Here is a 21,575-nt window from a genome sequence, read left to right as displayed (position 1 = left end):
ATCAGATCTCCAAATCATTCAACCCGGTGGCATCCACTACATGAGCTTGTGATGAAATCAACTTCGCATGCTCCTTGAATTGAGAGTGGGGGACTAGAACGGCGATCACATCAGAGACTTCAATTGCCCTTTCAATATCATGCTCAAGCTTAGACACAAAGCCATTTGGAATCTCCTCCACGTTAGGCTCTACGAGAGTAACTTGTTTCGGATACTGGGCTTCGAGTTCGCGGGCGATTTGCAGGGCCGGGCTCTCTCGCAGATCATCAATATCGGGCTTGAAGGCCAATCCCAAGCAGGCAATTTTAACTTTGCTAGCGTGTATATTCGGATTCTTAGAGAGAAATAGTTGAACTTCTTTTTCTACCTTTTGGATCACCCAGTTAGGCTTATAATCATTAACCTCTCTCGCAGTTTTTATGAGATTTGCATGAGCGGGTGACTGACTGACGATAAACCAAGGATCAACGGCAATACAGTGGCCGCCAACCCCTGCCCCTGGGCGTAGTATATTCACCCGAGGATGCTTATTTGCCAGGCGTATTAAGTCCCATACATTTATGCTCAGCTCATCGCAGATGATTGAAAGCTCGTTGGCAAACGCAATATTTACGTCTCTAAAGCTATTCTCCGTCAATTTTGCCATTTCCGCAGTACGTACATCGGTGAGATAACAACGCCCCTCTACTAGAACCTGATATAACGCCTTGGCCTTTTCTGCACAGGAAGCGGTCATCCCACCAATAATGCGGTCGTTTTCGACTAACTCTTTCATGACGTGGCCTGGAAGCACACGCTCAGGACAATGCGCTATAAAAACATCAAACTCGCCTCGAGCCCGATTTTCGACCGGTATATTCAAGTCAGGTCGAAATTCTGCTAGCCCTTTTGCCATATGTTCAGTCGCACCAACCGGCGAGGTCGATTCGAGAATTATGAGGTCGCCCTTTTTAATAACCGGCGCAATTGCACTGGCAGCGGCCTCGATATAACTGAGATCCGGTTCCTTATTTTCTTTAAATGGCGTCGGTACTGCGATGATAAATGCATCCGCCGACTCTGGCGTCAACGAAGCCTTCAAAAAACCTTCGGTAACGGTAGAGTGCACGACGATATCGAGTTCAGGCTCAACAATGTGAATCTCACCTCGATTTATTGTGTTAACAGCTTTTTCATTTATATCTACTCCACATACCTTTAGCTTGCGTGATGCAAATGCCGCAGCTGTTGGCAGTCCGATATATCCCAGCCCCATTACAGTCAATGACTGAAAATTCATTTTTTTATTCATTTTACCCTCTACTACTATTCCGCAACTTCTACTACAGTATTTTTTGCCTGCTGCGCAATATGCGCAACAATTCGCTCGCACGCTTTACCATCCCCATAAGGGTTGTGAGCCTCTGACATGGAGATATAGTACATTTCGTCTGTTAGTAATTTTACAACTTCATTGAGAATAACATTGCTATTCGTACCAACCAGTTTTACAGTGCCTGCCTCTACAGCTTCTGGACGCTCCGTTGTGTCTCTCATCACTAAAACCGGCTTTCCGAGAGAGGGCGCTTCCTCCTGAACACCTCCAGAGTCGGTCAATATCAAGTAAGAACGACTCATCATATATACGAAGGGCAGATACTCGAGCGGCTCAATTAGAAGCACATTCTCCACGTCGCTCAGAATTCTGTTTACTGGCTCTCGCACATTTGGATTTAGGTGTACCGGATACACCACTAACACCTCAGGATGGGAAATAGCAACCTTCCTTATCGCGGTACAAATGTTGTCAAACCCCTCGCCAAAGTTTTCGCGACGATGCCCGGTTACTAGCACAATTTTTCGATCTTCTTTCAAAAAGGGAAGCTGGGCCAGGATCTCATGCTCAAGACTGGAATTCTGTCGAATAATCGAGAGAACGTCATGCAGGGCATCGATTACGGTATTGCCCGTAACATGTACCGTGGAGCTATAAACACCCTCACTGATTAAATTATGTTGCGCTCTCGAAGTCGGCGCAAAATGGTATGCGGCAATAGAACCGGTAATTTTTCGGTTCATTTCTTCCGGCCATGGCGAGTAAATGTCACCCGTGCGTAGCCCCGCCTCTACGTGTCCAACCGGAATTTTTTCGTAGTAACTCGCCAATGATACAGCCAACGTGGTCGTCGTATCACCGTGAACAAGCACGATATCAGGGCGCCACTCTTTCAGTACAGGCCTCATTCCCAATAATATTCGGCTAGTAATATCTGTAAGATCCTGACCAGGCTGCATAATGTCGAGATCCCAATCAGGTGTGATATCAAAAAGTTCCAAAACCTGGTCTAGCATTGAGCGGTGCTGTGCGGTTACACATACTTTGCACTCAGCCTCTTTATTTTTGGCAAACGCCTTAACAAGCGGTGCCATTTTTATCGCTTCTGGACGCGTGCCAAAGACAATAAGAACCTTTTTCATAACGCTACCTTAACTGCTTACCTGCCAATTCAGTTTCGAACGGCATGTTTCATAAAAGTTGTGATCCAGCGGATGGATTAAAGTTAATCTGTGTGGTTTCTTGTGAATACGAATCACATCGCCCGGCTCGGTGATTACTTGGTCATGCCCATCACAAGTCACGTGCGGGTTGGCAATATTATGCTCCCCCACAATAATCTTGAACTCGCTGCTGCCCTCCACGACGATGGGTCGGCTACTCAAGGTGTGTGGGTTCAACGGCACCAGCACTATGGCATCCAGCTTGGGGTGCATAATGGGCCCGCCTCCGGACAGTGCGTATGCCGTTGAGCCGGTGGGAGTAGATACGATCAGTCCGTCCGAGCGTTGCGTGTATACGAATTGACCATCGATATAGAGATCAAATTCGATCATGCGGATAAATTCGCCCGGATGAATGACCACATCATTGAGCGCCGAGCCCTTGCCGACGGGCTTGCCATCGCGGGTCACCGACATATCGAGCAGAAAGCGACTTTCGGCCATGTATTTGCCGGCCAGCACCTCGCCTACTTTTTGTTCAATTTCGTCCGGGGTGATATCGGTGAGGAAGCCGAGGCGGCCGCGGTTGATCCCCAGGAGAGGCACGCTGAATTTAGCCAGAGCGCGGGCGGCACCGAGGAGACTACCGTCGCCACCTACGACGATAACCAGATCGCAGAGCTCGCCAAGCTTATCTTTTGATGACACGCGAGCCTGATGTCCGGCAACGGCGCTGGCGGTTTCCTTTTCCAGCACCACGGCGAAGCCCTCCCGCTCCAGAAACGCCATCAAGCGTTTCAGCGAAAGGACGGCACTATCGCTTTCTGTACGGCCGATCAGGCCGATATTCTGAAACTCCGACACCGCTCCCCCAAGGTGCCCGAATCTGGGCCCGGCGATTGATGCTTCTCCTGTCGGCCACTTGATTGTTTTTTGTGCGCCGAAGGAAAAAGCGTCCCCAAATTTTTGACAGGCGATTATGCCTTAGGTTGCTTGGGGAGTCGAACGGGGATGGGGAGTCAGCGACACCTCGCAGCAAATCAATCGTTTATTTTTTGTACATAACTGCAGGTGGAAAGCCGCGCCGCCCCTGGAGGCCTCCGGAATGCAGTGTCAGGATCTTGCTGCCAGGAGGAATGCGGCCGGCAGTGGCCTCCTGATGTAAGCCGTACATTAGTTTTGCCGTGTACAACGGATCGAGGGGGATGCCGGACTGGTGTTCGAAGGCTCGCTGGAATTTCTGCAAATATTCGGGGTATTTGGCATAGCCGCCGCAGTGGTACTTATTGTTCAAATAAAGATCAGCTGAGTGTTTAACTTGATTGCGGGTAGTAGCACTGGTTGCCCTCTCCCCAACCCCTCTCCCGCATACGGGAGAGGGGCTATTCAGTGCCTCTAGCCAGCGCTGTGCGTCATACCGGATTGAGTTGCCTGCCTTTAGTACCTCCACGCCGCAGACTGGAAGGTTTGTGATCGACGAGACCAGCCCAGCCAAGGTCAGGCCGGTCCCGCAGGCCAGCCATAATTGGTCGAATCTGATTGGAGCCGTTGCTTCAATTACTTTTCCCAATAGCTGGGTCCCCCGCGCTCCCGCCAGATTCGCACCGCCTTCTGGTATATAGAGGGCGCTTTCTTGTTCGAGCCCCAGGAGTTTCAGGAATTCCGACTGATTGCGCAGGCGGTACTGTTCGCGGGTGACGAACCTGAGCTGCATACCGAAGCGCTCCGCATCCAGGAGTGTGGCGCTGAGTACGGGCGGGCATTCACCGCGGATTATGCCGATGGTACGGAAGCCGAAGCGGGCGCCGGCGGCTGCGGTGGCGTGAATGTGGTTGGACCAGGCGCCGCCACAGGTGATCAGGGTGTCGGCACCCTGCTCTTTCGCTTCTATCAGGTTAAACAGGAGCTTGTAGGCTTTGTTGCCGGAGATGATGGGGTCCAGAAGATCATCCCGGCGGATCCAGACTTCGATGTTGGGGAATAGATCGCTGTCGATGCGCTGGTAAGGGACTTCGCGAGCGGCTTCTATAAAGGCATCCAGATCCAGGCTGGTTAGATAGCGGGGCTTCATGCTGATTTTGCCTGCTGGGGAAATTGGGATTCGCCTGCGCGCAGGCTCCTGCAAGATCTTTTGGCCTAGGCCGGCCTCGGCAGCCGCCCCTCTATCTGGAAGGTTTCCAGGGAGAAAGTTCGGGTTTCCGTTCGATCACCGGATTTCACCAGAAATACGACCTCGCCCAAACTGGTTTCCGCGGTCACATCCGCCTCCTGGGTTGGCGGCCTTTTGAGCAGGGCGCCGGGATCGAACAGGGCCACATTGATCCCGTCTGAATTGCTCGGGGGCAGTTGCGCCAAACCCGCCTGGAGAGCGCGGGCGGAGATTGTCTCGATGCCAGCGATGCCGGCATCTCGCAACTGACGGCCCAGATCTTGGCCGAACTGATAATGCGCTGGGTGGGCAAGCCGTTGCCAGTCACTCTCCCAGTCCGATATCTGCAGGCGGATGCCGGGGTCGGCGCAGTACTTGGCGGAAAATATATTGTGGTAGCTGGTCACAGGCTTCGCCGGTGCCGGATCCATGTCGTGGAAGAACAGCAGCCGGTAGTAGGCGGCTTCGGCGAGTACTGTCGGGATGGTCTTGCTGCCGTAAAAAATACCGGCTTCCGCGATGCCGCCAAAGCGGGAGCCCCACGGCAGCGGCGGGTAGCGAAATGGGGTGGCGAGCAGGTAGTGCATTTGTTCGCTGCCGGGCAGTCGCGGCGGTTTGTTCTCTTCCAGCAGATCTTCCAGCACCTGCTGTTTTTGCAGGTTGTCGACCAGGCTGCGGGTCGCCACCTCTTCCTGGGACTCGACGATGCGATACAGGTGCCCGAGCAGACGGACCTTGCCCGCCTCGATTCGACGGGCGATATCAGCACTCAAACCTTGCCCCGCATGGCGTCCAGATAGGTCACGACACGCACCAGGCCGTCAATGCGGCTGGCCAGTTCCCTAGGCGCGCCGTTGAGAGCGCGATTGGGTGTGGCGAACCAGTAGCGCGCCCCTTCCGCGCCGCCCATCAGCACGAAGGCGGCGCGGTAGGCGCGCACCAGCAGCAGTGCCAGCTGGCCGGGGGCACTGTCGGGATCCAGGCCGCTTCTGCGCCGGAGGGTGCGGTCATCCAGATGGATGATGTCGCCGAGTTCTTTCTTTTTCAGGCCCAGGTGGTCGGCGGTGTTTAGTACGGCTTCCAGGAGCACAGCGTCGGCGCTGGGTTGGGGCTGGTGGTTGGGGATTGAGGTCATAATTGAGCCTCTGGCTTGCAGTCAAAATGGACATTTGTCCGAAATATAGATTAATAGCGGCCACTTAGCAACTACATATGGGAGAGGGGTTTGGCTAGTGCTGGCGGCGCGCTCAGCCGACTCATTCAAGGGACGTACCGATAATTACCGAGGAACGGGAAAGGACCTGAAAATGAAAAAGCCCGCATACGCGGGCTTTACTTTTTACCTGACCGGACGGGACTGACCCGGGTGGTGACTCGCCACATCCCTGTGGCTCGGCCTTTGGCCAGCTAAAGCTGCCCAAATCCGCTCCCGGCGGATTTGTCCTGGCCCTCGCCCTTCGGGCGCCTTCGGCGTCCAAAATTGCTCCCGGCAATTTTGTCGAACGGGGGCTCGGACGGGACTGATGAGCGCGATGACTCGCCACATCCCTGTGGCTCGGCCTTCGGCCAGCTAAAGCTGCCCAAATCCGCTCCCAGCGGATTTCTCCTTGGCGCTCCCCCTTCGGGCGCCTACGCTTCGCTGCGGCGTCCAAATTCGCTCCCGGCGAATTTGTCGAACAGGGGTTCTCGTCCACCGGTCCGCCATATACAAAAAAGGCCCGCACTTTCGTGCGAGCCTTTTTTGTATATGGCGGACCGGACGGGACTCGAACCCGCGACCTCCGGCGTGACAGGCCGGCATTCTAACCAACTGAACTACCGGTCCGCGGTAGCTTCACCTTCCCGGGGAAGGTGGTGGGTGGTACAGGGGTCGAACCTGTGACCTACGCCTTGTAAGGGCGCCGCTCTACCAACTGAGCTAACCACCCGCTTTTCTGCTCTGATTGCGTGGGGCCTTGCCCCCTCGAGCGACGCGCATCATACCGGATTGCGCCGACCTGTCAACAAAAAACGCGCCAGAAAATTCCGGTTTACCGGTTTCCGCTTTTGCCGCCCGGCAGGGACACCGATACCGGTTGCGCTTCCAGCTCTTTCCTTTTTTCATCCGCCAGCCGGTCGACCGGCTGGCGGTAGTCCGGTTCGATCATATGGCCGGCGATTCTCACCGGGCTTTCGCCGGGGATAAGGTCTTCAGCCGGTCGCGCCAGGTCCGGCTGATCGTAGTTGCAGACTCCTGCCGGGAAGATCCGCTGCATGTCATCGATATGTGCCGCTATCTCCTTTGTGTAATTGCCATAGATGCCCTTTGCCAGCGCCTGCTCGACCGGTTGCAGCGCACATTTGAAGATATCTCCGGTGACGGGCGCACCGGCCACTTGGCGCGGCGTGCTGTATATCGGGTATTCCTGCATGCACGCGCCGGTCGGTTTCAGGTTCCAGCCGCCATCCCAGACCTTCGCCCCCACGGCTATCACATTGCCCTCGCTGTCGAAGCACTGGTCCCCCGCATCTACCGGCCGATTGGCGGCAACACCGGCACGAGGATTTTCGATGATGTTCTGCATCCACCGATCCATGGTGTCGAGGGCTTCGTCGAGCGGTGTGTAGTTTTTGTGGCTGACCCATATCAACTGGTTGTCGGCATGGCCGCGGGCGCGGCGGATACGCTCGCGGGCAGAAAAGGAAGCGGAGCTGTGGTGCATATCCAGCTCGCGATCGAGGTAGTGGCGCACGTCGATGATGGGTATCTCCACATCACCCAGGAAAACATGGCCGGAGCGGTAGATGCCCTCGATTGCCGCGCGGCTGGCACGGCTGCGTTCTGCTGGCCTGTCCAGGCTTCCCAGGCGCATATTCTGCTCGCTCCATATGGAGAGCTGAATCGGGAAGAGACCACCGTTCAGGAACCACAGTTTTTCGTCGCCCTGGTCCTCCGGCGGCTTCCAGCCACCGACCGTGGCGTTGAGTCTCAGAAAGGTATCGACGGATATTTCGCCACTGACCAGCGCCTGTAATCCATACTGCACACCCTCATTGTCCCAGGCGCTGTTCGCATAGCCGCTGTCGTCGGCACCGTAGAACTGACGCAGGTCCTCCCAGTGCGTCCAGTGCGTCTTGCGCGCCACTTCGTCACCGAAGTTCCTGATAAAGTGCACGAAATTGGGGTTGTTCACCAGCGGCACCAGACCGCGCCACCCCTGGGTGCACTCCGTGGCCCCCTCGGTGCCGTCGCGATAGCGACCGTCGAACAGCGACGCCGCCAGCTTCAGCGAATGGAAACGGCTGTTGATCTCGGTGTTGGCCGACAGCCCCTGGATAACAGTGCGCTCAGCGGCATCGCGCCAGCGGGGATTGTCCGCCTCGACCACATCGAAGAAGTATTCCAACGGCTCGCAGTCAAACACATAGATGGTCTGGCTCACCATGTCGGGATAGGAGTAGAGGGGAAGCGCGGCGTCCAGCAGCCCGGGGGCATTCTGCGCAAACAGGTACTGTTGAATGCCACCCCCCGAACCACCGATGCCGACTGTATAGAGCGGCTCGCCGTACAGGGCCGTGAACTGCCGCTTGAGGCGGCGCGCGGTATCCTCCGCGAGCCAGATATTGTAGTGATTGCTGGTCTGGTTGGCGGTCGAGTAGACAATCGCGTAGCCGCGCGCCAACTGGTCCGCGCGACGGGACACTATATCCCCCTTGCTGATATCGCCCTGGCGCCGGCCTATACCGACGCCGCCGCGAAACTGGTATATCAGGCGGCGGTTCCAGTTGCTGGCGCTGGGCTTGTCAGCAGACTCGCCCTCTCCTCTCAGGGCCGCGATCGCGTAGAAAAAGCGGTTGATGGTGCCAGTTTCGAGGCGCACGACAAAATCTGTGAGCTCGCCATTCACCGTCACCTGGTCGATATCACCGTTGGCCTTCTCGAGGGGATGGAAACCGCCGCCTCTGGTGCTGCGATAGTAGTAAGTGACCTGGGTGGGATGGCTGCAGTCGCGGCTGTAACCGATGATTTCACTGGTTTTTTGCCCGTTCTTGTCCAGGGCAAATACCGGCACGCCCTCCCGCTCCTGGTTGTCCACCAGCGGCTGGTGGTCGGTGACTTCATTGTCTCCGCAAAAAAATGGGTAGGTGGAGGGACCGGCAAACAGGGTTTCCACCGGGCCGGTTGCGCCAATTGCGATGGGAAAGGGGAAGTACTCCGGTGGGCGCTCCATCACTCTGGGATGGGGGCCGTCGTAGGCGGGCGTCGGCTCGTGGTCCAGGGCGCCCTCGGGGACCCCGACCACTGGCGCTTCCGGCGCATCGGGAAGTCTTGGCAGCGATTGATATCCGTACCAGGCGCCAACCCCCGCGGACGCCACAATCGCTAGTAATACCCCAGAGAGAATCCGTGCTCTCCACGTCGACATACTCGCCTCCCAAGCCGCCTACTTCGTTATTTAGCACAGCCTGAGTATATGTACGGACCGACGGGACAGCCGACAGATGGCGCCGGAAGCAACACCTATAGGCAACGAACTGTGGCGGGCCGTTCACGACGGCAGAATGGAAAGGCGGTGTAGCCGTGGGAGCCTGCCCTGCAGGCGATGGCCCGAACCTGGAGAGTCGCCTGCAGAACCTGCCCCGGAGTCGATCCGGAGGCAGGCTCCCAATGAATGAGGCAGCGACGTAGGGTGCGCCGTGCGCACCGGGAAGTTTGGAGGCTTCGCCCAGGCCCTTGGAGGCTTCGCCCAGACCCAGCTGGTGCGCACGGCGCACCCTACTGAGCCCGAGGGCGCATTCAGGCAATAATGCCGCGCGCCTGAAGATTGGCAATGATCGTGTCGACCTCTTCTTCCAGGGTCATCTGATCGGTGCGCAGGTGCAGTTCGGGGGCAGTCGGCGCCTCATAGGGGTCGTCGATACCGGTAAAACCGCGGATTTCGCCGGCGCGGGCCTTCTTGTACAGGCCTTTGGGATCGCGGGATTCCGCCTCCTCCAGCGGGCAGTCGACAAACACTTCCAGGTACGGAAGGTCGCCTTCGAGATGCATGCGGCGCACCATCTCGCGGTCTTCGCGGTAGGGGCTGATAAAGCTGCTCAGCACCACCACGCCGGTATCGGCGAAGAGCTTGGAGATCTCGCCCACACGGCGAATATTCTCCTGGCGATCCTCGGCGGAAAAGCCGAGGTTGGAATTGATTCCCAGGCGGATATTGTCACCGTCCAGGCGGTAGCTCAGCACACCGCGGGCCGCCAGCGCCTTTTCCACGGCGACGGCAACGGTGCTCTTACCGGAGCCAGACAGGCCGGTAAACCAAAGGGTCACGCCTTTGTGGCCGAGGATACTAGCCCGATGCTCGCGGGTTACATCCCCCTCATGCCAATGCACATTCGTCGCCTTGCGCTCAACTGTAACGGTCACCGAATACTCCCGAGTCTCATTGTTCGTTTCTCTGCTTCTACCGGCAGCTCTTATAACCAAAAGCTATAGGAGAAACCGGGCGCCTATTATCGGCCAATGCCGCCGGCACCGTAAAGCACCCGCTTAGAGCATCTGAGCCCATAAACAGAAAAGCCCGGCATAAGCCGGGCTTTCTGGGATCCGTCGAGCGGACCGGAAAAATGGGGTGGCCGACGGGGATCGAACCCGCGACCTCAGGAGCCACAATCCTGTGCTCTACCGACTGAGCTACGGCCACCATAAAAGTGCTATGCAATCAGCGTTCTGTGGCAACGCTGAACCCCGCCCAGGCACAAAGCCCGGCAGGGCCAGAGCGACCGATTGCAAAGCACCGCTTTGCGGTCGTTCTGGCGCCGATCAGCTATGCTGATCGGCCGGAATAGTCCTGCGTCTAAATGCCGGCAGCGGAATTGATCGGAGCTGCCAAACACCGCACCTACCCGAAAGTTTGGCACGCCCGGCAGGACTCGAACCTGCGACCATCCGCTTAGAAGGCGGATGCTCTATCCAGCTGAGCTACGGGCGCAAGGAAACCCGGCAAATGTCTGGTCGGGGCAGAGGGATTCGAACCCCCGACATCCTGCTCCCAAAGCAGGCGCGCTACCAGACTGCGCTATGCCCCGCAAAACTCATTCCATCACCAGGGCCGCGTCTCGCGAACAGCTGCATTACGCAGTTCCGAAGGCCGCCTCCCTTGCGAAGAGCGCGCATAATACTGACAGCCCCCAAGGGAGTCAACGGCGCTAAGCTATTCTTTTTGCAGTAGTTTAGCCTCCCCTTTTGCGGGCTGTGACCACCTAGGGAAATTATTCGCGGCCTGTGAGAAAATAGCGCGCTTCGCAATCCGGGCCGGATGTCATATACGGACTGACCGTAGGAGCGGCCGTTGGCCGCGATCGATCTCGCGGGGCTACCTGCAAGTCTGATCGCGGCCAACGGCCGCTCCTACAGAAGAACGCCTCCGGCCATAGCCCAAGATTCATTTTGTTTGAGATACCACCTATGTCTGCACTGGTTCTGGACGGCAAAGCCCTGGCACAGAAAACGGAAGAGGAACTCTCGGCCCGCGTGGCCGCGCTGAAAGAAAAGAGCGGCGGCCAGACGCCGATCCTGGCGACCATCCTCGTGGGCGACGACCCCGCCTCCGCCACCTACGTAAAAATGAAGGGCAACGCCTGCCGTCGCGTCGGCATGGATTCACTGCAAGTAGAGATGCCCGCGTCAACCACCACCGAGCAGCTGCTGGCCAAGATCGAAGAGCTGAACGCCAACCCCAATGTGCACGGCATACTGCTGCAGCACCCGGTGCCGGCGCAGATCGACGAGCGCGCCTGCTTCGACGCCATCGCCTTGGAGAAGGACGTGGACGGGGTGACCTGCCTCGGCTTCGGCCGCATGGCCATGGGTGAAGAGGCCTACGGCTGTGCGACCCCCAAAGGCATCATGCGCCTGCTGGAAGCCTACAAGATCGAGATCGCCGGCAAGCACGCCGTCGTCGTTGGCCGCAGCCCGATCCTCGGCAAGCCGATGGCCGCGATGCTGCTGAACGCCAACGCCACCGTGACCATCTGCCACTCCCGCACCAAGGAACTGGCCGATCACATCCGTCGCGCGGACATCATCGTCGGTGCCGTGGGCAAGCCGGAATTCATCAAGGCCGAGTGGATCAAGGACGGTGCCGTAGTCGTAGATGCCGGCTACCATCCCGGCGGTGTCGGTGATATTGAACTGGGTCCGCTGGTTGACCGCGTCGCTGCCTACACGCCAGTGCCCGGAGGGGTCGGTCCCATGACCATCAATACGCTGATCTACCAATCCGTGGATTCGGGCGAGCGCAAGATTGGGGGTTAGTATCCCCTCTCCCCAACCCTCTCCCCCACGGGGAGAGGGAGTAAACTTCGAAAAGCTTCAGTCATCACCCGCACTCGAGCTCCCTCGCCAAAAGTTGCGGAGGAGAGGGAAATTCCATGCGCCTAGATAAAGCCGTTAGCCAGGTCACCGACCTCTCCCGCTCAGACGTCAAGCGCGCCGCCAAGGCGGAGCGCATTACCGTCAATGGCGCAGTGGTTACCGACCCGGGCGCCAAGGTGGCGGAAACAGACACCCTGTGCCTGGACGGCGAACCGCTGCTGGAGCCGGGACCGCGCTACTTTATGTTGCACAAGCCCCTCGGCTACGTCAGTGCCACCAAGGACAGCGAGCACCCGACGGTGCTCGACCTGATTGACGAGCCCAACAAGTACAAGCTGCATATCGCCGGGCGCCTGGACATCGACACCACTGGCCTGGTGCTGCTGACCGACGACGGCCAGTGGTCCCACAAGGTGACTTCGCCCCGCCACCACTGCGACAAGACCTACTACGCCCATCTCGCCGAGAAAATCGGCGAAGATGCAGTGAACAAATTCGCCAAAGGCATCTGGCTCGACAACGAAAAGAAAAGAACCAAGCCGGCGCACCTGGAAATTCTCTTCGCCAACGAGGTGCGCATCACCATCAGCGAGGGTCGCTATCACCAGGTGAAACGTATGTTTGCCGCGCTCGGCAACCGGGTTCTGGAGCTGCACCGGGAACGGATCGGCGAAATCCTGCTGGATGAAGATCTCGAGGAAGGGGAATACCGCCCCCTGACCCCGGAAGAAATTACCTCGGTACGATAAGAAGCATGTCCGCCCTACTCTGCCACGAACTGCAATTCGCCCCGCGGGAAACCCTATGGATCGCCGACGAAAACAGCAAGGCGCTGCTGGAGGAAGGATTTACCTTCGGCGGCGACCTGCTCAGCAACCGCTGGGATATTGCCAAACTGGCGGAAGACAAATGCGGGCGCAGTTTTTTCAGCGATTTCCATTTCGAGGAACTGGAGCGCAAATACCGCCGCATCGTCTACGCCGTTTCCAAGGAAAAGGCGGTCGTGCACCATATCATCAACCTCGCCCCGGAATTTCTCGGCGAGGGCGGCGAGCTGGTGCTCGTCGGCGGCAAGCAGAGCGGTATCAAGACCTACGCCGCCAAGGCGGCGCAGCGGTTCGGCGGCGCCAAGCAGCTGCAGAAGCACGGAACCGAATATGCGAGTATCAATACGCACACAGGGCGCGGCGGCGAGACCGTCGACGACCAGAATTACGTGCAGCTGCGCCCGCTGCCGGAATTGAACGGACTCTACAGCAAACCCGGACTGTTCGGCTGGAATAAGATCGATCGCGGCAGCGCCCTGCTCGCGCAGCAAATTTCACCCTACGCGCCGGGAGACGGCGCCCACGTGGTCGATCTCGGCTGCGGTTACGGCTATCTGTGTACACAGCTGGCCGCGCGGGGAAGCTTTTCCTTTACCGCGACCGACAACAATGCGGCGGCACTGCTCGCCTGCGGTAAAAATTTTGGCGAGCTGGCACTGGATGGCGTCGTGGTACCTTCCAATGCCGGCGCGGAGCTCGGGGCTCGCATTGCCGACCTGCTGATTTGCAATCCGCCTTTTCACCAGGGGTTTCAGGTGGAGGGAGACCTCACCGACCGCTTTCTGCAGCAAAGTGCACGTCTGCTGAAGCCCTCCGGTATTGCGCTGTTCGTGGTCAATGAATTTATCCCGCTGGCGAAGAAGGGGCGCAGCTATTTTTCGGAGGTGCAGTTGATCGCCCACGAACAAGGCTTCTGCGTCTACAAACTCACACCGTAGGGTGCGCCGCGCGCACCAAAAGGAACGGGCTCAAGTATCCTCTGGTGCGCACCGCGTACCCTACGAGGGACTCTGCAGGAGACTGCTTACAGGCGAACAGATCAGAACTGCTTCGCTGTTCACTTGCAAGCAAGCGCCTTACTGTGTAATCAAGTCAATAATCCCGCAGATTAAAGATATTCATCGACAGCGTGTGCTCCTCCAGCTCCTCCAGCTGTCGCAGCCGCTCGAAGGCGTCGCGCGCGGAAGGCGTTTCCGCTCCCTGCGCCAAATCCCGGTACTGGTCCGCGAGATAGATTTCGATATCCATCGCCAGCTTGGCGATCTCGTCCAGGTCATCGATATCGATATTGCGCAGCCGCTGCAGGAATTCTTTCTCGCGCCCCTCGGGCGCGAACTGGACCCAGGTATGCAGGGCGCCGGGTGTCAGATCGGCGCGAAAGTTTTCCAATGAATGCTTCATCGAATCTTCGCGCCGTTTCAGTTGATCCAACAGCAGCTCTATGCGTTTGTTGGTGGCCAACTGTTCATATTCGCCGTACTGCCGCGCCAACTTGGCGTGAAAATCTCGCCCTTCCTGGATCACATCCTCCACAGTTTTGTAGCGCATCGACCGGTCCTGAGGAAAACAAATGCTTTTTTTCAGTATAGACACGCAGTGTCAACGGGCGCCAACCGGTAGTGGCGCACCTTATAGCCCGGATTTGGGCAGCCCGGATTTTGGGAGTCTGGGATTGGGGGATCAGGGCAGTCGCCGCAGGCGGCAGTCCAAGCGGCGGAAGGGGTTGCGGGGATTGATCTTGTCCGGCGCCCGCGCCGCCAGATCGGCCAGCGACAGCGACTGTCTGCTGACCGCCAGCACAGAGTTATCATAGCCCGGCAGGTCCCCGGTCCAGCAATCGCGCAGTTGTGCGCGTACCCTCTGGTCGCGCCAGCCACTGCTGAGCAGTTCACGCCGGCTGGCGAAATTGCTCACCAGCAAGCCGTCACTGTGCAGAAGCCGCAGCAGCTTCTCGCACCAAGGCCGGTCTGCCGCGACTGTGCGCTCCGGCTCGCCGGTCCCGTGGCCAAAAAGGTCGTCGACAATCAGATCGAAGGAAACGGATTCGCCTGAATCCAATTGGGAAGAAACAAAGCTATCGGCATCGGCACACACCAGCTCGGCGTCGCGCACGCCGAAGTATTTGCGCGCAATTCGCAAATGGGTCGCGTCCAGATCCACGCCGACAATCCTGTCTGGCTGGAAAAACTGCTGCAGCAGGCGAATCAGCGCCCCGCCACCCACACCCAGCAAGAGCACCGATCTGATCCGGTGTTCCGGCAGGAAAAAGGCGGGCAACAGCAGCAGCTCCCACAGCGAGCCCTTTAACGGATCGCGGGAGTTCCACTGCGAGTGAAAGACACCATTGCTGTACAGGCGCACACTGGCGCCGTGGCTGCGCACCTGGTAGAGGCTGCCGCCCATCCGCTTCTGCCACAGCAGCGCCATCGCCCTCTGGGCCTTTAATAGCTATGGGGAATGACGGGGGGAATTTCGGAGCAGTTCAACAGCACCCGGGCGAATTCCTGCAGACCGGCGAGGTCCTCGGCGGTAAAGCGGGCGACGGTGGGACTGTCGATATCCAGTACGCCGAGACAGCGCCCGCCAGCGTCGTATAGGGGGATCACCACCTCGGAAGCGGAGACCGCATCGCAGGCGATATGACCGGGAAACTGGTGTACATCCTCAACCAGCTGGGATTCCCCGCTAGCCACGGCCGTGCCACAGACACCGGCTCCCACCGGGATGCGGGTACAGGCCGGCTTGCCCTGGAAGGGCCCGAGGCGCAGCTCGTCGCCTTGCAGAAAGTAGAACCCCGCCCAGTTGATGTCCGCGAGCTCCATAAACAGCAGCGCGCTGGCATTGGCCGTGTTGGCCAACCAATCGCGCTCTCCGCTCAACAGTCCCGCGAGTTGCTCGCTCAGAGAAGAGTAAAACTTGTTTAATGACATGGGTAGATCGGCTCCGTACCGGCTAATGCTCTCGGATTATGCCGGTTCCAAACGACAAAACCCCTAACGTCCGCGGCGCTGTGCGCCATACTGCGGACATTCTGGGGGTTTTCAGCCCGGATTCAAGTCGCGGCATGCAATAGTTATTGCCATGTGGGAGCCAAACCTTACTGGTAGGGATCCGCGACCGGCTGTTCAGCGCCGGTACCGTCCGCTTGATACTGCTCCGCGTCGACCGTCGGCCGGTTCCACTCGCCATCATCCGCCTGCTCGTCATCACCGCGACCGTGTATGGCCGGCGGCGCGGCCGTTACATCCGACGCTATTAGCTGGCGGGACTTTCCGGTTTCCACCATGCGCGCTTGCGTCTTGCCAGTCACGGCTGCAGGTTCGTCGCTGCGGATCCGGCTGGCCATTGTCTTCAGGTTGGGTTGGCGTCGCCCTGCCAACTTGACCGCCTCCAACTCGCCGTTGAGGCGATTGACTTCCGCCTGCAGATCGCCCATCTGCGCCTGCAGCTCGGTAATCTGGGTGAGCACCCCTTTGACTTTACGACTCTCCTTTTCGTACAACACAGCGGCACCGCCAAAGGCCAAAACGAAGATGACCAGAATGGAAAACTGACGCATAGCGATCTCCGGAAAATTCCCTTTATTGAGCAAAGAATGATTTTTACAGCAAACTAGCCCCATCTTCCGAGAACCTGCGCATAAAATGCAATACAGAAAACTGACTGCGAAGCCCTGGTCAATTCACAGCTGGGTGTATTGCAATCTGGCTCGTAGCTGTTCGGCGGTCAGCGCCTCCTGGTCCACGCTGCGCCCCGATTCCGTCAACGCGGGAATCAGAGTGTCGTCCGCATAGGCACATCCCGTCGTCTGTATTGCCTTTTGTCTCTCCTTGCCGGCCTGCTGCGGCAGGTGACCGCCGCCGCGGCGCAGCCTTTCGAGTAGCGGTTGATACCCCGGCCGCCAGCACGAGAGCTCTTCGAAGCTGCGCCGCAAGGCGGCAGCAATATGCATGCCCTCGTGATCCAAATCCCCCCAGAAGTACACCGGCAGCTCCCGGGACGCCTGCCCTTGCCACCACTGCAGAAAGTCCCGCCGCGCCTCCTTCCGCATGTCGTTCAGGGTGCTGAAACGGGCGATCCCGGGCGCGCGGACCCGCGCAGCGCCGCCACGGTAGCCCTCGATATACACCAACGCCGTGAATTTGGGGGCCAGGTCCGCGATCCACAGGAAGCTGTCCTGATTCTCGATCAGCAGTACCTGCTCCGTGCGCTCCGGCAGATACAGGTGCATCAGGAGCGGCCTCTCGCGGACCCTGTCACTTTTCGACGGGAAGAGCGCAGATACCAGGGACTGGCGCCAGCCACCATCCAGATATTTAGAGTCACCGAGAAAGCAGCGCGCCGACAACTGGCGCCAGGTCAGATTGCCGGAGCGCTCCAGTTCCTCACCAATGGAGGCCCAGCAGCCCAACAACTGTTCGAAATTATCGAAGCCGGGATCCAGCGTCAGGCCGCCCCGCGGAAAAGCATCGACGTTTTCGAAAAGCACCGTGAACCGGTTCAGTGCCGCTTGCCACTGCGGGTCCACCCGCTGGGGCCGCGGTCTGTCTAGCCACTCGCGGATCATCGTCTCACGGGTATCGTCAAACTCGAGCCGAGCCCCTTCCCAGGGGGCACGGCCCGCAGAGCGGCGACCCGGCAGCTTGATGGTGAAACAGCGATATTCGTTCGCCAGCCACTTTAGTTCGTCCCAGAGCAGGCTGTCCTCGTAGTCGGGATCATTAAATGGCTCCAGCGCGGCGCGCAATGCACGAGGGGGATTTTGCGGGTTCAGGGTGATGGAAATCTGCTTTTCATCGCCGGTGAGAATCTGCCTGTTGCGCTTCTCCAGCACAAACTTCAGCAGCCCCATAATCACCGGGTTTGCCGCAGCCCACTCGGGTAGTTGCCGCGCCATACGCTTCCCCCATTCTTGTTTGCACCCCTTGTAGGAGCGGCCCATGGCCGCGATCGGTCTCTGCCAATAGCCACATCAATCGCGGCCACGGGCCGCTCCTACAAAGCATTTTCGCCATAGCGGCGCAGGCCGGAGTCCAGCGCCACCCCACTGGATACCGGCCTGCGCCGGCATGACGACCAATTTAACGTGTCATTCGGAACAACACATATTGGAAGCCCACCTATTAACTCTCGACCAGTTCCATAAAGTCCAGCGTCGCCTGCTGGCGAATGGTGCGGCGGTGGTTGGCCCAGAGTTCGGCGATCTTCTCGCGGTTGCACACCTTGCGGTCCACATAGACGCGGGTATTGAGCTGGCCGACCGGCTGCGCACTCGGGCACTTGCTGAACACAAACTGGTTCGAGATCAGGTCCATAAACGGGCCCGACTTGCTGCTCGGCATGATGAACAGCAACTGCAGGCCGAGGGTTTCCGTCAGGTAGCGGATCACCTCTTTCGAGCGGGACTCATCCATCTTCGAGAAGGCTTCGTCCACCAGCACCATCTGCAGATGGCTGCTGCCCTCATTGAAGCGGAAGGCCGAGGTCACCGCGGCCGAGCGGATGATGTACGCCGGGGTCTCCAGCTGACCGCCGGAACCGGTGCCGTACTGGCTGAGCGCGATCGGCTCCTTGCCTTCCGGCTCCTTGAAGATCTCGTAGTTGCGGTAATTGCGGTAGTCGCTGATGCGATCCAGTTCGCGCCGCGCGACCTGCTCGTCATCACTGAGCAGCATGTTCAGCAGCCTGTCCCGCACCTGCTGCTGCGCGGGGTTGAGCTGCGCATCGAACAGGCTCTCCTCCTCGCCCAGATTCGGCAGTTCGATCACGGCCTTGAAGAAATTCCAGTATTCGCGGAACTCCGGTACCCAGCTGTAGGCAAAGCGGAAGCGCTCGCGATCGGCGCCGAAGCGGTGGTGCTCCAGCTCCTTGTTCAGGTCGTCGAGCACGCGCTTGCCGTCGTTGATGGACTGGTAGATCGCGTGGCAGAGATGAGTGACGAAGGTGGTGTTAAAGGACTTCTTCAGGCCCAGCAGCTGCTCGTGGCGGTCCACCAGCAGATTGTTTTTCAGGCGGTTGCGCAGCGCCTCCACCTGGTCGCGCAGGCCGCACACCAGCTTGAACAGGGCCTCGTCGTGGCCCGCGCCAAGATCCGGCTCGAACGCCAGGGTATCGCCGGCGGCACAGCTGGCGTTGTACTCCATGACGGACCTGTCCAGCTGGCGACAGTATTTTTCCAGCCGCCCCTGCCACTCCTCGATGTCGGCGCCGAAATCGAAACTGTCGCCGGCACGCTCCGCCTGCGCGTCCGCCTGCTCGAGAATTTTCTCCGCATCGTAGTCCGGCGCAATCTGCGCGATGCGCCGCACCGCGGCCTCGCAATCGCTGAGCGCCTCGTCCAGGGTATCCAGTTCTGCGGACAGCGCCTTCAGCTGCTTGCCGGTATTCTCCAGATCGCGCTCCAGCTTGCCCGCCTCGTGCAGCAGGCCGGACTGGATTTTCTGCTGCGCCTGCAGTTGCGTCCGCAGATCCGCCACCTGCTGCTCCAGCTGCTCGCAATCCGCGAGGTCGAGGTTTTCCAGCGCCTGCTCGGCACTGCGCCATTCGCGCTGGGCGGCCAGGGCGGCATCCACCACCGGCAGCAGTCGGAGTGGCGTCAGATCGCGTACCGCAGCCGCGACACGGCGATAGAGCTGATACTGCGCATTGATCTGGGTGGCTTCGGCCAGCAACTGTTCCAGCGCCTGCTGCTGGGCCGCCAGCGCGCGCGCGCGGGCGCCCTGGCCGAACACCAGTTCGGCATCGTCGATATCGCAGCGCCACATGCTGTAGTTGCCGCTGGCCATACCGTCGGCGGTGAGGCCGCGGCGGGTGCCGCGCAGTTCCTGTTCGTCGCGCACCTGCACCACCGAGCCGTAAGAGGCGCGCATGTAGTACTCAGCCGTCTTGTGATTGAACTCCATCAGCTCGACGATGGATTCCCTCGGCAGTGAGGCCCGCTCCGCATCGCGACGGGCCTTGTCCCCCTGGATCACCCGCGCCCGGTTGCTGCGACCCGGCAGGTTGCGCACTATGCGAATGGCGGCCGCCTCGTATTCCGGCTCGACGATGATCGAGAAGCGCGCCCCGCCGAGATAGCCCTCTACCGCCATCTGCCAGCGCTCGTCCAGCACCTCGACATAATCGCACAGCACCCGCGGCTCGGCCTGGGGGCACTGTTCGCGAATCGCCGCCAGCGCCTGCTCCACAGACTGCGGATAGCGCACCCGGTTGGCCTGCAGGTGCTGAATGCGGCTCTCCTGCGTGTGCAACTGCTTCTGCAATTGCTGTACTTTCAGCTCCCAGCGCGACACCTGTTGTTCGATCTGCTCGCGCAGACTCTTGCTTTCGCCCGGTGCGGCTTCACCGGGCTCCGCGCCTGTCAGCGACGTGTGGAGCCGGTTGTGCAGCACTTCGCTGCTCCCCGCCCGCTCGCGCAGCGGTTCCAGTGCGGCCAGGTCGATCCAGTCCTTGCCCAGCAGCTTGTGCAGATCCGGCAGGTCCTCCTCGCGGGCGACCTGTTTGATCGTCTGCACCAGCGCCCTGTCGCGCAGCGCGGGAACTTCCAGCTCTGCGGCGGTGCCGTTCAGCAGCCCCAATAGTTCTTCGGCGGCGCTGCGATTGCGCTGCCAGTATCGCTCCTGGGTGGCCAGCGGGCCGCCCTGCTCGGACAGCTGCCGGTGGGCGTTGCCAATACGCTGCTCCAGCTGGTCCTTGCTGCGCAGCGCGTCGATGCCGAGGCGCTGCGCCTGCAGCTCCACCAGCTGCTGGTTGAGCTGCTCTGTCCGCTCGACTGCAACGCGCGTCTCGCGCTCGTTGCTCTGCAGCTCTGCGCGCAGCTGCTGCTGGCTGTTCTTGCCGGCGAGATACGTCTTCTGTACACGCAGCTGGCGGTGGCGCGCCTGCAGATATTGCTGCTCCCGCAGCTGCATCCACTGCTCGCGGTAGAGGTCGGCGGACTGGGCAATCTGCTCGAGCGCTGAGACCCGCTCGACGATCTGGCGCGCCTCGAGCTCCATCGCGTGGATGGTCTTCATCAACTCCGAAACCGAGCGGATCGCATCGCCCAGATCGCGCTTCTCCAGCACCTCCTGGGCAACAAAATCGTTGATGCTCTTTACCGGCTTGTAGGCCATGAAATTGGCAAAGGTGCGCGCCGCATGCATCGCCTCGCGGTCCGGCACCGCATCGCGGCGACCGCGCAGGGCGCCGTAGAGGCGGCGCAGGTAGGCCTTTTTCTTGTCGTACTGCTCGACCTTCTCGAATTGTTTGCCGAGCACCGCGTAGAACTTGTCCAGTGGCAGCAGGTGCTTGCCGTCCTTGTACTCGCGGATAAAGTCGCCGATGGCGAGCTGCTCGCCGGGGAAGATAAAGAAGCGCAGATCGTCCTGGCGTGCCTGCGCCGGTTTGCTGCTGCTATCCAGGTGTGCGCGTATGGCCATGACCGAGGTGAAGGGGTCGCTGTCCTCGCCGGCAGTGGGATAGAAGACGCCGGCGATATAGCAGTCGGTGGGCTGCAGGCGCGCGTAGCTGCCGTCATCACAACCCAGCACGTAGGACGCGAGCGTGCGCACCTGCTTGCCGCCGCGGCCGCGCTGGGTGGTTTCGTCCTGGCCCGGGTTGAAAGTGAACAGCGTGTCGTGCGCCGCGGTCATCAGCGTCTGTATGGCATCCGCGGCCGTGGTCTTGCCGGAACCATTGCCACCCGAAAACAGGTTGATGGGGCCGAACTCGTATTCCAGGTGGGGGATGTTGCCCCAGTTGATCAGGATCAGTTTTTTCAGAAACATTT

Annotated in this window: 17 protein-coding genes and 5 tRNA genes; 3 read left to right on the top strand and 19 right to left on the bottom strand. The window is 59.3% G+C overall.

The window, feature by feature from the left end:
* Position 1: 1 nt before the first annotated feature.
* The 13 genes from wecC to RRF64_RS01300 all read right to left on the bottom strand — a co-directional run bounded on the left by wecC (position 2) and on the right by RRF64_RS01300 (position 10,690).
* The gene (gene wecC / locus RRF64_RS01360) at positions 2-1,291 is read right to left on the bottom strand and encodes a UDP-N-acetyl-D-mannosamine dehydrogenase (protein ID WP_323844031.1); all 1,290 of its coding nucleotides are present in this window, start codon (positions 1,289-1,291) and stop codon (positions 2-4) included.
* Between the two features lie 14 nt (positions 1,292-1,305).
* On the bottom strand, positions 1,306-2,457 hold the full coding sequence (gene wecB, locus RRF64_RS01355) for a non-hydrolyzing UDP-N-acetylglucosamine 2-epimerase (RefSeq protein ID WP_323844030.1): 1,152 nt from the start codon (positions 2,455-2,457) through the stop codon (positions 1,306-1,308).
* Between the two features lie 9 nt (positions 2,458-2,466).
* Positions 2,467-3,342 carry an NAD(+) kinase gene (locus RRF64_RS01350; protein WP_323844029.1) on the bottom strand — a complete coding sequence of 292 codons (876 nt, stop codon included), beginning with the start codon at positions 3,340-3,342 and terminating at the stop codon, positions 2,467-2,469.
* Between the two features lie 184 nt (positions 3,343-3,526).
* Positions 3,527-4,549 (bottom strand): pyridoxal-phosphate dependent enzyme, encoded by a 1,023-nt coding sequence (locus RRF64_RS01345; protein ID WP_323844028.1) that lies wholly within the window; start codon positions 4,547-4,549, stop codon positions 3,527-3,529.
* 65 nt (positions 4,550-4,614) lie between these two features.
* On the bottom strand, positions 4,615-5,400 hold the full coding sequence (locus tag RRF64_RS01340) for an RES family NAD+ phosphorylase (RefSeq protein ID WP_323844027.1): 786 nt from the start codon (positions 5,398-5,400) through the stop codon (positions 4,615-4,617).
* The gene (locus tag RRF64_RS01335; RefSeq protein WP_323844026.1) at positions 5,397-5,762 is read right to left on the bottom strand and encodes an MbcA/ParS/Xre antitoxin family protein; all 366 of its coding nucleotides are present in this window, start codon (positions 5,760-5,762) and stop codon (positions 5,397-5,399) included. The genes RRF64_RS01340 and RRF64_RS01335 overlap by 4 nt, the downstream gene beginning before the upstream one ends.
* 613 nt (positions 5,763-6,375) lie before the next feature.
* Positions 6,376-6,452 (bottom strand) — tRNA-Asp (locus RRF64_RS01330).
* A gap of 27 nt (positions 6,453-6,479) precedes the next feature.
* A tRNA-Val gene (locus RRF64_RS01325) sits at positions 6,480-6,555 on the bottom strand.
* Positions 6,556-6,657: 102 nt separating this feature from the next.
* Entirely contained in the window at positions 6,658-8,910 is a 2,253-nt protein-coding gene (locus RRF64_RS01320; protein WP_323844025.1) for a DUF6351 family protein, read from the bottom strand.
* A gap of 494 nt (positions 8,911-9,404) precedes the next feature.
* Positions 9,405-10,028, bottom strand: a complete 624-nt coding sequence (gene cysC / locus RRF64_RS01315) for an adenylyl-sulfate kinase (RefSeq protein ID WP_323844024.1) — start codon at positions 10,026-10,028, stop codon at positions 9,405-9,407.
* Between the two features lie 201 nt (positions 10,029-10,229).
* Positions 10,230-10,305: transfer RNA gene (locus RRF64_RS01310), tRNA-His, on the bottom strand.
* Positions 10,306-10,516: 211 nt separating this feature from the next.
* Positions 10,517-10,593, bottom strand: a tRNA-Arg gene (locus RRF64_RS01305).
* Positions 10,594-10,613: 20 nt separating this feature from the next.
* Positions 10,614-10,690: transfer RNA gene (locus RRF64_RS01300), tRNA-Pro, on the bottom strand.
* A 379-nt stretch (positions 10,691-11,069) separates the two neighbouring features.
* Between RRF64_RS01300 and folD the strand changes: the two genes are divergently transcribed.
* From folD to RRF64_RS01285, 3 genes are all read left to right on the top strand, one after another.
* Positions 11,070-11,918 carry a bifunctional methylenetetrahydrofolate dehydrogenase/methenyltetrahydrofolate cyclohydrolase FolD gene (gene folD, locus RRF64_RS01295; protein WP_323844023.1) on the top strand — a complete coding sequence of 283 codons (849 nt, stop codon included), beginning with the start codon at positions 11,070-11,072 and terminating at the stop codon, positions 11,916-11,918.
* Between the two features lie 116 nt (positions 11,919-12,034).
* A complete protein-coding gene (gene rsuA, locus RRF64_RS01290) occupies positions 12,035-12,727 on the top strand; it encodes a 16S rRNA pseudouridine(516) synthase RsuA (RefSeq protein WP_323844022.1) in 693 nt (230 codons plus the stop codon).
* Between the two features lie 5 nt (positions 12,728-12,732).
* A complete protein-coding gene (locus RRF64_RS01285; RefSeq protein WP_323844021.1) occupies positions 12,733-13,743 on the top strand; it encodes a class I SAM-dependent methyltransferase in 1,011 nt (336 codons plus the stop codon).
* A gap of 154 nt (positions 13,744-13,897) precedes the next feature.
* On the opposite strand, the gene RRF64_RS01280 is transcribed toward RRF64_RS01285, so the two are convergent.
* The 6 genes from RRF64_RS01280 to RRF64_RS01255 all read right to left on the bottom strand — a co-directional run bounded on the left by RRF64_RS01280 (position 13,898) and on the right by RRF64_RS01255 (position 21,573).
* On the bottom strand, positions 13,898-14,353 hold the full coding sequence (locus tag RRF64_RS01280) for a Rho GTPase-activating protein (RefSeq protein ID WP_323844020.1): 456 nt from the start codon (positions 14,351-14,353) through the stop codon (positions 13,898-13,900).
* 132 nt (positions 14,354-14,485) lie between these two features.
* Positions 14,486-15,232, bottom strand: coding sequence for a methyltransferase domain-containing protein (locus RRF64_RS01275; RefSeq protein ID WP_323844019.1), 747 nt, complete (start codon positions 15,230-15,232; stop codon positions 14,486-14,488).
* Positions 15,233-15,246: 14 nt separating this feature from the next.
* Complete coding sequence (locus RRF64_RS01270; protein WP_323844018.1) at positions 15,247-15,735, bottom strand: GAF domain-containing protein; 489 nt, start codon at positions 15,733-15,735, stop codon at positions 15,247-15,249.
* Positions 15,736-15,902: 167 nt separating this feature from the next.
* Positions 15,903-16,364 (bottom strand): hypothetical protein, encoded by a 462-nt coding sequence (locus RRF64_RS01265; protein WP_323844017.1) that lies wholly within the window; start codon positions 16,362-16,364, stop codon positions 15,903-15,905.
* Between the two features lie 123 nt (positions 16,365-16,487).
* Entirely contained in the window at positions 16,488-17,702 is a 1,215-nt protein-coding gene (locus tag RRF64_RS01260; RefSeq protein WP_323844016.1) for a Wadjet anti-phage system protein JetD domain-containing protein, read from the bottom strand.
* Positions 17,703-17,928: 226 nt separating this feature from the next.
* Positions 17,929-21,573, bottom strand: coding sequence for an ATP-binding protein (locus tag RRF64_RS01255; protein ID WP_323844015.1), 3,645 nt, complete (start codon positions 21,571-21,573; stop codon positions 17,929-17,931).
* Between the last annotated feature and the right edge of the window lie 2 nt (positions 21,574-21,575).

The sequence above is a fragment of the Microbulbifer magnicolonia genome (genome assembly GCF_035117725.1).
GTDB lineage: Bacteria > Pseudomonadota > Gammaproteobacteria > Pseudomonadales > Cellvibrionaceae > Microbulbifer > Microbulbifer magnicolonia.
Note: the sequence above shows the minus strand (reverse complement) of the source record. Positions and strands in the feature narration are given on the sequence as shown.